The organism is Bacillus sp. UMB0893, assembly GCF_002858905.1.
Lineage (GTDB): Bacteria > Bacillota > Bacilli > Bacillales > Bacillaceae > Bacillus_P.
Genome location: NZ_PKLB01000001.1, coordinates 102,310 through 116,877, shown reverse-complemented (window position 1 = coordinate 116,877; position 14,568 = coordinate 102,310). Strand labels below are relative to the sequence as shown.

Sequence of the window (14,568 nt, the reverse complement as noted above, 5' to 3'; positions counted from 1 at the left end):
CCGATTTCACGGCCAGTTTTATTTACTGTATTTTATCCCAAATAACGCTGATAAATCCCCTTTGCTTCTGCCATATCTTTCGTCCCATGAATCAAAGCGCGCCCGTCCCGGAATACAACAATTCTGTGATGGCCAGTTTGAAAAGAGAGCAGATACGGATTTGCTGTAATCTCATCAACAGCTCTGCCCAGTGTTTTAGCAAGCTCCTTAAAATTCATTTCCTTCGATACAGCAGGCCTGATTTGAACAGTATCTCTGCCGCAAAGAACCGACGTTTTAACACTATTGTCCTGAGATAAAAAAGGATAGATTGGGTGATCGCCGCATGATGGACAGCCTGTATTTTTTAAGGCATTGACTTTTATTTGAGAAAATTGATTCCGCCAAATATCAAAAGAGAGCAGTTCTTTCCGTACTTGATCCTCTGCCCCGGTCAGCAGCTTGAGCACTTCACCTGTTTGGTAAGATGCTACCATTTGTACCGCAGGACTGATAATTCCAACTGTATCACACGTTTGGCCTTCCATTGGAATTTGCTTCAGCAGACAATTCAAACAAGGCGTCAGTCCAGGTATTACAGTATAAGTCAGGCCGTAGCTGCCGACACATGCCCCATATATCCAAGGAATCTTTTGTTTAAGTGCTGCATCATTTATAACAAGCCTTGTTTCAAAATTATCTGTAGCGTCAACAATGACGTCTGCAAGTTTTGAAAAATCGCAAATATTTTCAGCGGTCACATCTTCGATCATTGCGTTCACTTTAACCTCGTGATTAATTTCACCAAGTCTCTGTTTCGAAGCAACAGCTTTAGGCAGCCGCTGTTTTGCATCTTCTTCAGTGTATAGCTGCTGACGCTGCAAATTGCTCCATTCTACGTAATCACGGTCCACAATTGTCAGCGTGCCAACTCCAGCACGTACGAGCATCTCTGCATTTGCGGTCCCCAGAGCACCAGCACCGATAATTAATACATGACCATTCCGGATTTTCTTCTGTCCAGCTTCTCCAATAGGAGAAAATAAAATTTGTCTAGAGTAGCGTTCCATTTAGGATGTGATCATTCCTTCTTCCGGGCTGCTTGCAGAAGCATACGCTTTTACTGGAATTCTGCCTGCTTCATAGCTTAGTCTTCCTGCTTCTATTGCAAGCTTCATTGCCTCTGCCATTTTGACCGGATTGTCTGCTGATGAGACAGCTGTGTTTAACAGCACGCCGTCTGCACCTAGCTCCATCGCTTTTGCTGCATCTGCAGCTGATCCGATTCCAGCATCGATAATAACCGGTAAATTTGTTTGTTCAATAATAAATGAGAGATTCAGAGGGTTGATTATTCCTCGTCCTGATCCAATCGGTGAAGCACCAGGCATGATGGCATGAACCCCTGCTTCTTCAAGTCTTCTTGCCAGCACAACATCATCAGACGTGTAAGGAAGAACAATGAATCCTTCCTTAACAAGCTCCTCACTTGCTTTTAACGTTTCAATAGGATCTGGAAGCAGCGTTTTAGCGCATCCGATAACTTCTACTTTTATCATATCACATAACCCGGAAGCTTTAGCCAGCCTTGCAATTCTGACTGCTTCTTCAGCCGTTTTCGCTCCCGCTGTATTTGGCAGCAATGTGTAGCGTTCAAGATCAAGCTGCTCAAGAAAATTAGGCAAAGAGGGTTCAAAAATATTCATCCTTCTCACAGCAAATGTCAAAATGTCTGCTTCAGCAGCATGTACCGCTTCTTTTTGAATCTCAAAAGAAGGATACTTGCCAGTCCCAAGCAGCAGTCTCGATTGAAATGATATTCCGGCAATTGTTAACATGTTTCAGCCTCCTCCTACAAAATGGACAATCTCAAAAACATCACCATTTGAGATCGCTGTTTTCCCGTAATTTTCTTTAGCGATTATTTCAGAATTACGCTCGACGATGACGATTTTGGTGCTTACTTCATAAAAAGCCAGCATGTCTTCAACTGTTTTTACAGAAGACTGCATATCGATGCTGCTGCCATTCACTTTTACTCTCAAGGTCTCACCTCTCTGAACGGTTTATTTGAAACGCATGGATAAACTCGGAGTCTATCGTTCTATTTAAAAATAAATCTCGAATCATAACACCCGTTCTTGGAGCAAGCAGAATGCCATTCCGATAATGCCCGGCAGCCACAAAAAGATTCGGCATGGATGAAAGTCTGCCAATATACGGTTTTCCATCAATGGAACCAGGTCTCAATCCAGCCCATGCTTTATGAAAATGGGCATGTTCGATCACAGGCATGATTTTTTTCGCTTTTTCCATGAGAGCCGAAATGCCTTTTATTGTGGGCTCCTGATTCCAATTTCCATTTTCCATTGTTGCGCCAATAACGATTTTCCCATCAAGCTTTGGAACAAGATAACAGGACTCATGAAAAACAGTAGATGAAAGCTTGCTTCCCTGCAACGAAACAGAAAGACACTCTCCTTTTACAGGATGAACAGCAGCATTTCGCGCGAAATCATCTAAAATGCAGCTGCTCCAAGCCCCATTTGCAAGAACAAGAGATTCGCATAAATAATCACCTTGAGCCGTTTTAATTTCATAGTTAGATATATTAAAACGGTTTATTTTGTATACAGGTGTATTTTCATAGATTTTTCCATTCATTTGCAGAATTGCTTGTTTGAGAGCCTCACATAATAAAACAGGCGAAACCTGGCCATCTTTATCAATCCTAAGAGCTCCATGAATGGTTGCATTTAAATCAGGCTCATTTTTGAGCACGTATTCTTTGGAGTGCCATTCAACATCAGGTTCCAGCTCTGCTCTTTTTTTCAAAGACATCGCCTCCTCAGCTGTCATCGCCAGTTTGTACATCCCATTGTATTGAAGCTGAATATCTATGCCGCTTTCCAAAAGTAAATCTTGAGCTAACTCTGGGTAGAGGGCCTGACTTTCTTTTGCAAAATTAAAAAAAGCATCATTTTCTTCAGTTTCTGTATGAGCACCCAGCATGCCAGCCGCCGCTCTTGATGAACCGCTGCCAGTCTTTCCGCTTTCAAAGACGGCCACCCTCAGACCAGACTTCGATAAATAGTAGGCAGTGGAAAGCCCAATCACTCCTCCGCCGATAATTCCCGCGTCATATAATGGTTTCATAGCTTACACCCCTTTTAACTGTTTTGTTAATTCCAGTACAGCCTGGAGCGGGTCTTCTGCTGAAAATACATATGACATAACAGCGACTCCATCTATTTTCAAATGTCTTATTTCAGAGATAGAAGATGGAACAATTCCTCCAATAACAAAAACAGGAATTCTCACAGATCCTGCAATTTCCCAAGCTTCCTGAACTCCCCTTGCTTTTAAGCCTGGTTTTGAAGACGTTTGAAACACATGCCCGTACAGCAAGCGGTCTGCTCCATTTTCTTCACAAATTACCGCTTCAGCTGCTGAATGAATGGAACAGCCGACTTCAAGCTCCGGGAAATGCTGTTTAACAAGCTTCACATCAAAACTATGGGCTGGAAGCTGGACTTGATTCACACCCGTCATAATGGCTGCGTCAATACGATCATTGATGATCAGCTTTGATTTGGGCACTCCGTTTTGATGCAGCTCTTCAATTAATACGACAAGTTCCCCTGCCGTTTTCTTTTTTTCTCTAATATGGATCGCATCAGCTGCTGTATGTACATTCGTAATCACTCGAACGAGCTCTGCAATGCTCTTTTCTCCATCAGTTATGAGGTGCAATTTCATTTTTGGATCAGTATGGATTCGTTTTGTTCCCATGCCTCCATTGTCTCTGCCATTTCCCAAAAACGGTATTCGTACATCGAGCTAATGAGGAAGTTTTCTTTCATCATTTTTCTCTCGCGCTCACTTGAACGGGCAGCGATTTCATCCAGTCGATTGATTTGTTCCTCAACCAGTTCTTTAAACCAGTCACCATGATAAGTCGCAATCCATTTTTCATATACTTCATCCCCTGGCTTGCACTCTTTCAAATGCTCGCCAACTTCATAGTAAAGCCAATAACAAGGCAGTAATGCAGCAATGACTTCACCAATATTTCCAGTTGCGACAGAGCGGTACATGTGTGATGTATAGGCATAGGCAGTTGGAGCAGGCTTAAACATCTTGCGTTCCTCATCCGTGATGCCGAGCATAACCGAAAATTGCTGATGAAGTGAAAGTTCCGCTTCATATGTCCCTTGCGAATGAACGGCCATCCGGTATGTCGTGTGCAAATCAGGAGCCATTGCCCCTGCGAAAGACTGCACTTTTGCAAAGTGTGTTAAATAATATGAATCCTGCATTACATAATATTTAAATTTATCCTTTGAAAGACTGCCTTCGCCAATACCTTTTACGAAAGGGTGCTCAAAGCTTCCCTCCCACCATTTGTTTGCATATTCTCGGCATTCTTTTGAAAATGACATGTTTGTTTCCTCCCTTTTAGTAAAATCAAAACGCAAAAAACCACTTTTCGCATAGAAAAGTGGTGTATGAATAGACCTGTACACCACTTCCCTACGCTGGTTTTAGCCAGATCAGGTTCTGAGGGTCTTGAAGGCAAACTTCAATCTCAGCCCTTCTATAAGGGCTCCCCTAGCGGTTATTAATATGAATTTTTTAAATTTTACACTTTTATCATAACATGCTGTGAAAATCTTTCAAGCCGCAATTTTCAGCTTTTATGAAACTCCAGCTCTTGCCTAAGTTCATCGACATATTCTTCTGATCCAGTCAATATCAGCAAGTCTCCCCTTTTCAGCTCTGTATCTCCATGAGGAACGATCGACTCATTTTCTCTGAAAATACGCACAAAGATGACATCTCCTGTGAAAGGAAAGCTGCGGAGCATCATGCCGTCGTAGCGCCTATTGTTCATTTTTATCTGATAAAGCGCTGAATCGTTGTTCGTCAGTATTTTCATAATGCCTGGTGCTTCTATTAGTGCTCTGAGCATGGTTTTTGTAGAGAGCAGGACTGAAAATACATCGATATTCTTCGCCCTTAGCTGCTCATCTAACAGCGGCGAAGAGATTGCCGCAATGACACGGTCAACTTCCAGCTCTTGTGCAAATAATGCGATTTCGGCATTTGTATCCTCGTCTCCAGTAGCAACAATCAGGATGTCTGCCTCAAATACACCCTTAGACTGAAGCGTATCAAGTGAATAATCATCAAGTTCCTGTATTTGAAACAGAGATTCGGCAATCTGCTGCTCATTTTTATCAACATGCGTATGATACACGGTTGTATCATACAGCCTAGTATTTAATTCACGAGTGACAGGCAGCGTCATCTGATTGGCACCGATAAATGCCACTTTTAGCTTCTTCTGCGAAGATAGCTGCTCAGGAAATAATTTCTTAAACCCAATAGGTGTGAAAATACTGGTTAAGACAGCAGTCAAAATGAGAGCGCCAGACATCTGGGCGTCAATCACATTGACTCTTTCTCCAATGGTTGCTGCAGCAATGACAAGCGAGAGTGTTGAGGTTAAAAGAAAACCTGCAGCGAGAGTCGTTTTTGTGTCATACCATCTTTTCAGCAAGTAAATCGGCACTATTTTTGAAATAAGCAGAGCAATAAACAACAATGGAATCAGCATTAAGATTTTCGGATCTTTAAACAGCGACCATACATCGAGATCAACTCCTACCATAACGAAGAAGATCGGAATCAAGAAGCCGTAGCCAAACGAATCCATTTTTTGAACCATTTCCTTGTTGGGAGATAACAAAGATACGAGAACTCCCGCTAAAAATGCGCCTAATATATTTTCAGCGCCAATCGTTTCTGAGAGCGCCACTAAGACGATGATTAATGTAAATATAGCCCTTGTCCCAATTTGGATCGTCCCTTTGGACATCGTCTCAATAAACGACCTGCTTTGGAATGTTTTTCCTAGGAAATATAAGCATACACCAGCGCCGAATAATAGAAGCAACAGCCACGTATTTGTATTTTCTCCTCCATAAATTGAAGCAAACACAGCAAGCAGAATCATCGTCACCAAATCCGCAATAACTGCGACAAGTAAGATGATTTGCCCAATATTCGATTTCATAATGCCTGCATCTTTTAGAGTAGGAACGACAACTCCGAGCGAGATGGTGGAAATAATCAAGGTCATTAAAAACACATTCTCGATAAAACCTAACAGCACAAACAAATAGGAAAGAAGCAAAGATAAAATGAAAATCCCTATAAAGATCAGAAAAGAAACAACAAAAGTATTTGGAGCTTCTTTTCCGCTTGGGAGAATTTCTTTTTTCTTTCCCCCAATAAAAGCCGTGAAATCAATTTCAAGTCCGCTTAAAAACATGAGAAAGATAAAGCCTAACAGGGAAAGCGTTTCAAGCCACATATCTTCCTGAACAAGGTTGAACCCGCTTTTCCCAATAATAATTCCCATTATGATTTCTGCCACTACGACAGGCATCACTTTTATTTTCAGGCGATGAAGCAAGATCGGAGTGATAAATGCTGCTAATAAAACAATGACAAGTGATGAAAAGGAAGCTCCATGCACAATAGTTCCTCCATTTCTGATTCTAGATTAAATATTGCATGAATAAAGTGGCCATTCCAAAGTAAATAAGAATCGAAATAATGTCGTTAATTGTGGTGATAAATGGACCTGAAGCAACTGCAGGATCTACCTTCAGACGATGCATCACAAGCGGAACAAAAGCACCTGCTATCGTTGCAACGGTAAGCGTTGCAAGAACGGAAATACCCACTAGAAGCCCCAAAAACAAATCATGCTGCCAAAAATAGACAATACCGGTTACTAACACACCGCAGACCGCTCCATTTATAAGGCCTGTGCCCGCTTCTCTTACGATAATTTTCCAGTTTCCGCCTTCTTCCAGATCCCCCATTGCAATCCTTCTAACAGCAACAGCCAAAGCCTGTGTCCCTGTATTCCCGGCCATTCCGGCAATCAGCGGAATAAATACTGCAAGAATCGCCACTTTATCAAGCGTCTCTTCAAAACGACCTATTAAACTTGCGGTCATCATTCCAAGAAAGAGAAGAATGACTAACCAGGGCAATCTCTTTTTAGCTGCTGACAACGGTCCCCTGTCGATAGAATCTACATCTGATACCGCTGCAAGCTTTGAATAATCATCAGATGCTTCCTCATCGATAACATCTACAATATCATCAACTGTAATAATACCAAGCAGGTGATTTTGAAAATCAACGACAGGCAGGGCAAGGAAATTGTAATCTCTCATTTTCCTTGCAACCTCTTCCTGATCTTCACTAACGGAAACGGAAAAGACTCTTTCGCTCATGATTTCGCCAATCATCAGATCATCATCACTCACAATCAAATCGCGAAGCGAAATGACGCCAACCAGCTGCTTTTCTTCATCAATCACATAAAGATAATAAATCGTTTCAGCATCAGGTGCCTCATGTTTTAAAATATGCATGGCGGACTTCACAGTTTGATTGGCAATGATCGCAATGAACTCTGTCGTCATAATGCTTCCTGCCGTGAATTCCTCATAGTGAAGAAGCTCACGGATTTCCTGCGCTGCTTCATCGTTCATGATCGTTAAGTAGCTTGCCACCTGATCTTTATCTAATTCATTCAGAACGTCTACTGCATCGTCCGCATACATTTGCTCAAGCATTTGTGATGCAAAGCGAGGATCCATTTCTGATAAAAATGTTTCGTAATTGTCTTCATCGTCTTCAATATTTTCAAAAAGAGCCGCCATCTCTTCAGGAGACAAATAATGATAAAGTTTCGTTCGATCCTCTTGTTCTAATTTCACAAAGATTTTAGCCTGATCATACGGATGCTGCTCCAAAAACATAGAGCGAAACTCGTCGAAATCTTCTCTCTCTAAAGCATTTAACAGCTTTTCTGTTTCAATTTCTATTTTTTCTCTTTCATCTATCATTGAGTCTCCTCCTTCCCCCAAGAAAGTTACTGTAATTTCTTCCAGTCATCAAAATGTCATCAAATTGTGATACATTTTATATAAGATGCGAAAAACATGCATTAGAATAGCATTTGTTCACATTTTCCTTGTGATAAGGTAGCATGTTTTGCGTTGATTTACAAATGAATCCTTTGCAAATTCATCAAATTTCGCTAAGATTGATAAAGATGAATTTTGTTTACACATTTAGTTTTCTAATAGAAAGGGATACACAATGAATACAGATAAATCCCCACATCAGCAGTTAGACTACACACTTATCTTTATCATGTTTTTAATGGCGCTGACCAGTGCCATTGCGATAAGCAGCGCCCAACCTACTCTACCCGAAAAATTGCAGAATATAAACTTTGCCTTCCTCCAGCTAAGGTGGTACATCATTGGTATAATTGCGGTTATTGGAACAATGGTCATTGATTTTGACCGTTTTAAACAGCTCTCATGGTATTTATATGGATTTGGAATGGTTTTGTTATTGGGACTTGAGGTCATTCCGCCGCCAATTGTTGAACCCATTAAGGGTGCGACAAGCTGGTATAGTCTGCCTGGAATCGGAAATTTCCAGCCATCAGAACTTATGAAAATATTTATGATTATCGTGCTAAGCAAAATCATAACCGATCATCGTGAAAAGTATGTAAATAACACAGTTCGAGACGATCTTTTCCTGCTAGGTAAAGTATTTGCAGCCTCGGCGCCTCCCATACTCCTCTTGCTGAGACAGCCTGATACAGGGATGACAATGGTGTTTTGTGCCATTATCGGATCCCTTATCATTGTATCAGGAGTGAAATGGAAAATTATAGCGAGTTTCGTTCTAAGCGGACTGCTGGCTGCGTCGGTAATCGTATTTACCTTTTTCGCATTTCCGGATTTCTTCAGCAAATACATTATGGATTCTTCCTCTTATAAGCTAGATCGTTTTTACGGTTGGCTGAATCCATATGAGTATTCAAGTGAACAAGGGTTCCAGCTGATTAAATCACTCTTGGCAATCGGATCAGGCGAGCTTTATGGAAAAGGATATCAGCAGCTTGAGGTCTATTTGCCTGAGGGACATACCGACTTTATCTTCGCCATCATTTCTGAACAATTTGGTTTTATAGGCGGAAGTGTTGTTATTTCATTGTTTTTCCTGCTTATTTACCGAATGATTCACATTGCCCTTGAAAGCAATGATCCATTTGGAAGCTTCCTTTGTGCAGGAGTCATTGGCATGATTACTTTTCAGGTATTTCAAAATGTAGGCATGACTGTCGGATTACTGCCGATCACCGGCCTCCCTCTTCCTTTCATCAGTTATGGAGGTAGTTCACTTGCAACCTATATGATTGCGATCGGAATTGTCCTAAATGTCAGGTCTAGAACAAGAAAATATATGTTTGATTAAGAACAAAAGCGCAGGCGCCTTGGTCAGCTCGCGAAGAAAATAGGAATTGACCCGGGTTAAATGACGCACCTGAGAATCAAGTGTCATTAAACCGGAGAAGGCGCTTTTTGCCTTCTCCTGAGCAATTGTCTTTTTCACAGTGAGCTAGGCACCGGAGCTTGCCGTAGATAACTTTATTTCATAATCTTCAACCTATTACCTTTTATATTTTCCTAAACGATAAGAAAAGCGCAAACACTAGTTCAGGCATGACAGATTTGTTCTGGGTAATGGAGCTCCAGACACCAATACACAAGGTTTTATACTCGCTTATCTAAATTAGAAAGACCGTTCCTTTAAAAGTGAACGGTTTTTTTCGTGCATTTTTTGAGCACTCTCCCAATTTAAAAACCGGAAAACTATGAAAGAGCTGCTTTACTAAATAAGCGCTATTCGATCCTACATATAAACAAGGAAAATTGAACTTTTTGATTCTGAGGATATTTCTGCTATCATCTTATAAAAGGCTGTGATCGCATTGTTGTTTTTCGTATTAGAACTCATTCACGTTTGTTATCAGGGTTTCGTGCTCTTTTCTAATAAAAGCACCCTTGCATATCGATTAGAGGATCTAATTACAATTGCAGAAACAACAAAGTATTAGAAAATAGCCATATAAAAAGAGATAAATGAGGACGAGTATGATGAAAATTGATGTTATAGGAGATATCCACGGCTGTTTTCAGGAATTTTATGACTTAACTCAGAAGCTCGATTATGAATGGCATAACGGATATCCGATTCATCGCAGCAATCGGAAGCTTGCTTTTGTTGGAGACTTGGCTGACCGCGGGCCACAATCTATTAAAGTCATTGAAGCAGTTATTAAAACCATCGAAAATAAAGCTGGTTACTATGTCCCGGGCAATCACTGCAACAAACTTTATCGTTACATGCTTGGAAACAAGGTGCAGGTGGCACACGGATTAGAAACGACAGCTGCTGAACTTGAATCATTAGACGAAGATCAGCGCCGCCGCCTCTATGAACGCTTCATGGAGCTTTACGATCAATCTCCCCTTTACCATGTTCTCGATCAGGGCCGCCTTGTGATTGCACATGCTGGAATCCGTGAAGATTACATAGGAAAAACCCATAAAAAGGTGAAAGAATTTGTGTTGTATGGAGATATAACAGGCCAGACAAATCCTGATGGAACACCGGTAAGGCGCGATTGGGCCAAATTTTATAACGGAAAAGCATTCATTGTGTACGGACATACTCCTGTGCGTGAAGCCCGCTTTGTCGGCAATACAGTTAATATTGATACAGGAGCCGTTTTCGGAGGTCATTTAACAGCACTCAGATATCCTGAAAAAGAGATTGTATCTGTTAAATCTTCGATGCCTCTTGATGAATCAAGGTTTCGTGAAATTGAATAAAACTCATGCGTGACAGCATGAGTTTTACTCTTCTACGATTGATTTCATATCTGGCGGCAGTGCAATGGCAAAATGCATTTCTTTTTCGAGAAACGGATGCACGAAAGACAGCTCAGAACTGTGCAAGGCTTGTCTGCTTAACAGCTTGTGACTGCCTCCATAGAGACTGTCTCCGCAAAGGGGATGGCCGATATAAGCCATGTGCACACGAATTTGATGGGTTCTGCCTGTTTCAAGCTTTAAAGAAACAAGAGTATTATCTTTAAAAGATTTAACCACATGAAAATGAGTGACTGCCATCTGTCCATCTTCCCTGACAGTGCGTTCAATAATGCTGTCATCTTTCCTGCCTATTGGTGCATTTATGACTCCCTGCGGCTCATTTACAGCTCCTTCAACTAATGCATAGTAAGTGCGGTGAATTCCACTCTGTTTTTGCAGTGCTGAAAATAAAGAATGAGCAAAACGGTGCTTAGCAACAAGCATCAATCCTGATGTATCTTTGTCCAAACGATTGACAATGTGTATTGTTGCAGCAATCCCTTTTTCTAAATAATACTCAAGCAGCCCATTTGCCAGTGTCCCTTCAGGATGCTCGCGTGACGGAATAACTGGAATAAAAGGCGGTTTATTGATGACTAGACACCAGTCATCCTCATATACGATTTCTAAATCGATTTTTTGCGGAAGCATTCCTTCACTTGGCTTTTCTGAAGGAAAGATAACCACAACTGCGTCTCCAGTTTTTAATGTGCACCTGACCGTTGCATGTTCATCATTTACTAAAATACGCCCGCCGCCAAATTTAATATCTGTTAATGCCCGTTTTGAAATTTTCTTTTCTTTAAGAAAATCACGTAAAAGCATCCCATCTTCTGTTTCTAGAATTGCCCATTTCAGCTGAAATGTATTCAACACAATCTTCCTTTCAGTGTTCCCGTACCTACTCGGCAATAAAAGAGTCACGAACCCTCTTCCAAAAAGGAAATGGGCGGAATCTTGCAAATCTGATTTTTTCATTGGCAACCCTGCATTGAATCGATTTTACATCTTTATGCAGTAACGTTAAGTGATCGATTGTGATCTGAAAATCAACATCGTTCACAGGTTTTAACAAACACGTATGATGGTCTGGCAAAACAAGCGGTGAACCGACTGTACGAAATACCCGGTTATTGATGGAGGCCATTTCTGCAACCTGTATAGCTGGAATGGAGGGATGCAGAATCGCACCGCCCAAAGCCTTGTTATAAGCAGTACTGCCTGATGGTGTAGACATGCAGAGGCCATCACCTCGGAACGTTTCAAAAATTTGGCCTTTGATTTCAACATCCATTACAAGAGAACCTTCAATCGCTTTAACCGTACATTCATTCAAGGCAAGATAACGCGCTTCCCTTCCTCCGTGATTATGTCTGATGATCACTTCAAGCAAAGGATATTCAACAACTTGATAGGGTGTTTTTGCAATGGCAATCACTAACTTCTCGATTTCATCAGGCACCCAGTCTGCATAAAATCCAAGATGCCCTGTATGCACTCCTACAAACGCTGTTTTATCAAGTCTGCTGCGATAGCGATGGAATGCATATAACAGCGTTCCATCTCCTCCGACAGAAATTACGATATCCGGCTTATCCTCATCATACTCCAGCTGAAAGTCCATCAAATATGCCTTCATCTTGTGCATTAACGTATTTGAAACTGTATCTCCTTTAGATGTAACCGCAAATTTCATAACAGCATGCCCCTCTATTCATCATTTATCTTGTGCTTCTGTTTTCCTTGAAAAAATGACTTGTGCATCCCTGATTTCTCCGCGTATCTGTGACATTTCTTCATCTAAAAGAAAAGCCGCTTCTGCTGCTCTCTTCAGCCTGATTTTAATGTCTTCCGGGAAATTGCCGCTGTATTTATAATTAAGCGAGTGTTCAACTGTTGCCCAAAAGTTCATGGCCAAAGTTCGAATTTGGATCTCTACGAGAATGATTTTTTCACCAGATACCGTTTGCACCGGATATTTTGCAACAACATGATATGATCTGTATCCGCTCGCTTTTTTTTGCGTAATGTAATCGCGTTCTTCCAGTATTTCGAAATCATTGCGCTGTCTCAGCATTTCTACCACAAGCATAATATCATCAACAAATTGACACATCATACGAATTCCTGCGATGTCTTGCATTTCTGTTTCCAATGCATCGAGCGCAATTTTTTTTCGTCTTGCTTTATCAAGAATACTTGCAATTGGTTTTACTCTTCCAGTTACAAATTCAATTGGAGAATGTGTATTTTCTAATTCGTATTGTGCCCTTGTCCCTCTGAGCTTCACTTTCAGCTCATCAACTGCCTGCCGATAAGGGGCCAAAAACACTTCCCACTTCCTGCCGATCATAGCCTTACACCCCGTCCGTAAACAAACTTATGATTATGTATTAGTCATTTAAGTTAAAGGCCTCAACGACTTTCTTTTCCATTGCTTCGCCATAATTTGCGTTATCTTTAATATTCTCAAGCAAATATGAAAGCTCATCATGAATATCAATTAGTTCAACTATTATGCCATTTACACTTAAATCGATTGGCAATTGCTTATCGAGTCCAGTTTTTAGCTGAGGCCAAACTTCTGATGGCAAATTCGTGTATACGAAATCTTCGTTAAGATCCATTATGTAAATAAACGCCATCTGATCAGAATCTACCAGCATTTGGCCCTTTGCTTGTATGTCTTTTAAATTGTCATCTTCAAATGGCTGCGCTTTTAATATGAGGCGGCCCTTCTCAAGTACTGCTTCTTTTACTTCAATTCTTCGTTTCATAGTAAGCTCCTTCCAAATCAATTCCCCGTCTATTTTATCATATAAGATCGCTTCATGATAAACATTGAAATCTGCTTTTTAACAAGAGATAATAAGAAATGCGGAAGCGCCTCGGTCAGCTCGCGAAGAAAATAGGAATTTCACAGGGAAGGCGCTTTTTGCCTTCTCTGGGAAATTGTCTTTTTCACAGTGAGCTAGGCGCTGCAGCGGGACAATAAGAAATGCGGAAGCGCCTCGGTCAGCTGCGAAGAAAATAGGAATTTCACAGGGAAGGCGCTTTTTGCCTTTTCTGGGAAATTGTCTTTTTCACAGTGAGCCAGGTGCTTCAGCGGGACAACAAGAAACGTGGTGCCCAATAAATTATAAATAGCCATCTTGTAATTCTGAAAGGATTTTTTAAAAAATGACTCAAGAAATTGAAATAGAATTTAAAAATTTGCTGACGGAAGAAGAATTTCTGCGACTTGCCGGCTTCTTTCATATAACAAAAGATGATTTCAGCCTCCAAGAGAATCACTACTTTGATACACCGGACTTTCAATTAAAAGAAATGGGTTCAGCATTGAGGATTCGGAATAAAAACAATCAATATATTTTGACATTAAAAGAACCTGCACCTGTTGGACTATTAGAAACGCATCAGATATTAAACAGGAAACATGCAGATCAAATTCTGTCTTCTGCTGCCTGCATTCCAGCAGGACAAATTATGGACCGTTTACAATCACTTGGCATTGACGGTGAAAGCATCACCTTCTTTGGAACATTATCTACAAATCGCTCAGAAAAAAAATACAAAGAAGGGTTAATTGTTCTTGATCATAGCCGATATTTAAACAGGGAGGATTATGAGATCGAATATGAGGTTTCAAATGCTGAATCAGGCTTAGCGATCTTTCATGAGCTGCTCTCGGCCCTCCACATTCCTATACGTGAAACACCAAACAAAATCAAGCGTTTTTATAATCAAAAATATAAATGCA

15 protein-coding genes and 1 riboswitch are annotated in these 14,568 nt (G+C 40.9%); of the genes, 3 read left to right on the top strand and 12 right to left on the bottom strand.

Annotation, left to right across the window (positions count from 1 at the left end):
• Positions 1–32: 32 nt before the first annotated feature.
• The 8 genes from CYJ36_RS00535 to mgtE all read right to left on the bottom strand — a co-directional run bounded on the left by CYJ36_RS00535 (position 33) and on the right by mgtE (position 7,913).
• Positions 33–1,049, bottom strand: coding sequence for a thiazole biosynthesis adenylyltransferase ThiF (locus CYJ36_RS00535; protein WP_101563793.1), 1,017 nt, complete (start codon positions 1,047–1,049; stop codon positions 33–35).
• A complete protein-coding gene (locus tag CYJ36_RS00530) occupies positions 1,050–1,817 on the bottom strand; it encodes a thiazole synthase (protein WP_101563791.1) in 768 nt (255 codons plus the stop codon).
• A gap of 3 nt (positions 1,818–1,820) precedes the next feature.
• The gene (gene thiS / locus CYJ36_RS00525) at positions 1,821–2,024 is read right to left on the bottom strand and encodes a sulfur carrier protein ThiS (RefSeq protein ID WP_101563789.1); all 204 of its coding nucleotides are present in this window, start codon (positions 2,022–2,024) and stop codon (positions 1,821–1,823) included.
• Between the two features lie 4 nt (positions 2,025–2,028).
• Positions 2,029–3,135, bottom strand: coding sequence for a glycine oxidase ThiO (gene thiO, locus CYJ36_RS00520; protein WP_101563788.1), 1,107 nt, complete (start codon positions 3,133–3,135; stop codon positions 2,029–2,031).
• Between the two features lie 3 nt (positions 3,136–3,138).
• Positions 3,139–3,771 carry a thiazole tautomerase TenI gene (gene tenI, locus CYJ36_RS00515; RefSeq protein WP_101563787.1) on the bottom strand — a complete coding sequence of 211 codons (633 nt, stop codon included), beginning with the start codon at positions 3,769–3,771 and terminating at the stop codon, positions 3,139–3,141.
• The gene (gene tenA / locus CYJ36_RS00510; protein ID WP_101563786.1) at positions 3,735–4,421 is read right to left on the bottom strand and encodes a thiaminase II; all 687 of its coding nucleotides are present in this window, start codon (positions 4,419–4,421) and stop codon (positions 3,735–3,737) included. The genes tenI and tenA overlap by 37 nt, the downstream gene beginning before the upstream one ends.
• Positions 4,422–4,492: 71 nt before the next feature.
• A riboswitch (TPP riboswitch) is annotated at positions 4,493–4,602 on the bottom strand.
• A gap of 67 nt (positions 4,603–4,669) precedes the next feature.
• Complete coding sequence (locus CYJ36_RS00505; protein WP_224773448.1) at positions 4,670–6,526, bottom strand: monovalent cation:proton antiporter family protein; 1,857 nt, start codon at positions 6,524–6,526, stop codon at positions 4,670–4,672.
• Between the two features lie 19 nt (positions 6,527–6,545).
• A complete protein-coding gene (gene mgtE / locus CYJ36_RS00500) occupies positions 6,546–7,913 on the bottom strand; it encodes a magnesium transporter (RefSeq protein WP_101563784.1) in 1,368 nt (455 codons plus the stop codon).
• A 256-nt stretch (positions 7,914–8,169) separates the two neighbouring features.
• On the opposite strand from mgtE, the gene CYJ36_RS00495 reads away from it, so the two are divergent.
• Together CYJ36_RS00495 and prpE are read left to right on the top strand one after the other, a co-directional pair.
• Positions 8,170–9,345 carry an FtsW/RodA/SpoVE family cell cycle protein gene (locus tag CYJ36_RS00495; protein ID WP_101563782.1) on the top strand — a complete coding sequence of 392 codons (1,176 nt, stop codon included), beginning with the start codon at positions 8,170–8,172 and terminating at the stop codon, positions 9,343–9,345.
• Positions 9,346–10,028: 683 nt separating this feature from the next.
• Positions 10,029–10,766, top strand: a complete 738-nt coding sequence (prpE, locus tag CYJ36_RS00490) for a bis(5'-nucleosyl)-tetraphosphatase PrpE (RefSeq protein WP_101565561.1) — start codon at positions 10,029–10,031, stop codon at positions 10,764–10,766.
• A 24-nt stretch (positions 10,767–10,790) separates the two neighbouring features.
• Here prpE and CYJ36_RS00485 read toward each other — a convergent pair whose 3' ends face one another.
• Genes CYJ36_RS00485 through CYJ36_RS00470 form a run of 4 tightly spaced genes read right to left on the bottom strand, consistent with a single transcriptional unit; the run spans position 10,791 to position 13,585 of the window.
• Positions 10,791–11,681 carry an RluA family pseudouridine synthase gene (locus CYJ36_RS00485; protein ID WP_180849974.1) on the bottom strand — a complete coding sequence of 297 codons (891 nt, stop codon included), beginning with the start codon at positions 11,679–11,681 and terminating at the stop codon, positions 10,791–10,793.
• Positions 11,682–11,709: 28 nt separating this feature from the next.
• A complete protein-coding gene (locus tag CYJ36_RS00480) occupies positions 11,710–12,504 on the bottom strand; it encodes an NAD kinase (protein ID WP_101563778.1) in 795 nt (264 codons plus the stop codon).
• 21 nt (positions 12,505–12,525) lie between these two features.
• The gene (locus CYJ36_RS00475) at positions 12,526–13,161 is read right to left on the bottom strand and encodes a GTP pyrophosphokinase (protein WP_101563776.1); all 636 of its coding nucleotides are present in this window, start codon (positions 13,159–13,161) and stop codon (positions 12,526–12,528) included.
• A 40-nt stretch (positions 13,162–13,201) separates the two neighbouring features.
• Complete coding sequence (locus CYJ36_RS00470; protein WP_101563773.1) at positions 13,202–13,585, bottom strand: hypothetical protein; 384 nt, start codon at positions 13,583–13,585, stop codon at positions 13,202–13,204.
• A gap of 403 nt (positions 13,586–13,988) precedes the next feature.
• Here CYJ36_RS00470 and CYJ36_RS00465 point away from each other — a divergent pair.
• A partial coding sequence (locus tag CYJ36_RS00465; RefSeq protein WP_101563772.1) for a CYTH domain-containing protein occupies positions 13,989–14,568 on the top strand: 580 nt, incomplete at its 3' end.

What these genes read in the sequence shown, in the direction of transcription:
- CYJ36_RS00535 (WP_101563793.1), bottom strand. Translation starts at nt 1,049, where the DNA reads ATGGAACGCTACTCTAGACAAATTTTATTTTCTCCTATTGGAGAAGCT.
- tenA (WP_101563786.1), bottom strand. Translation starts at nt 4,421, where the DNA reads ATGTCATTTTCAAAAGAATGCCGAGAATATGCAAACAAATGGTGGGAG.
- CYJ36_RS00475 (WP_101563776.1), bottom strand. Translation starts at nt 13,161, where the DNA reads ATGATCGGCAGGAAGTGGGAAGTGTTTTTGGCCCCTTATCGGCAGGCA.
- prpE (WP_101565561.1), top strand. Translation starts at nt 10,029, where the DNA reads ATGAAAATTGATGTTATAGGAGATATCCACGGCTGTTTTCAGGAATTT.
- CYJ36_RS00530 (WP_101563791.1), bottom strand. Translation starts at nt 1,817, where the DNA reads ATGTTAACAATTGCCGGAATATCATTTCAATCGAGACTGCTGCTTGGG.
- CYJ36_RS00495 (WP_101563782.1), top strand. Translation starts at nt 8,170, where the DNA reads ATGAATACAGATAAATCCCCACATCAGCAGTTAGACTACACACTTATC.
- CYJ36_RS00470 (WP_101563773.1), bottom strand. Translation starts at nt 13,585, where the DNA reads ATGAAACGAAGAATTGAAGTAAAAGAAGCAGTACTTGAGAAGGGCCGC.
- mgtE (WP_101563784.1), bottom strand. Translation starts at nt 7,913, where the DNA reads ATGATAGATGAAAGAGAAAAAATAGAAATTGAAACAGAAAAGCTGTTA.
- CYJ36_RS00480 (WP_101563778.1), bottom strand. Translation starts at nt 12,504, where the DNA reads ATGAAATTTGCGGTTACATCTAAAGGAGATACAGTTTCAAATACGTTA.
- tenI (WP_101563787.1), bottom strand. Translation starts at nt 3,771, where the DNA reads ATGGGAACAAAACGAATCCATACTGATCCAAAAATGAAATTGCACCTC.
- thiO (WP_101563788.1), bottom strand. Translation starts at nt 3,135, where the DNA reads ATGAAACCATTATATGACGCGGGAATTATCGGCGGAGGAGTGATTGGG.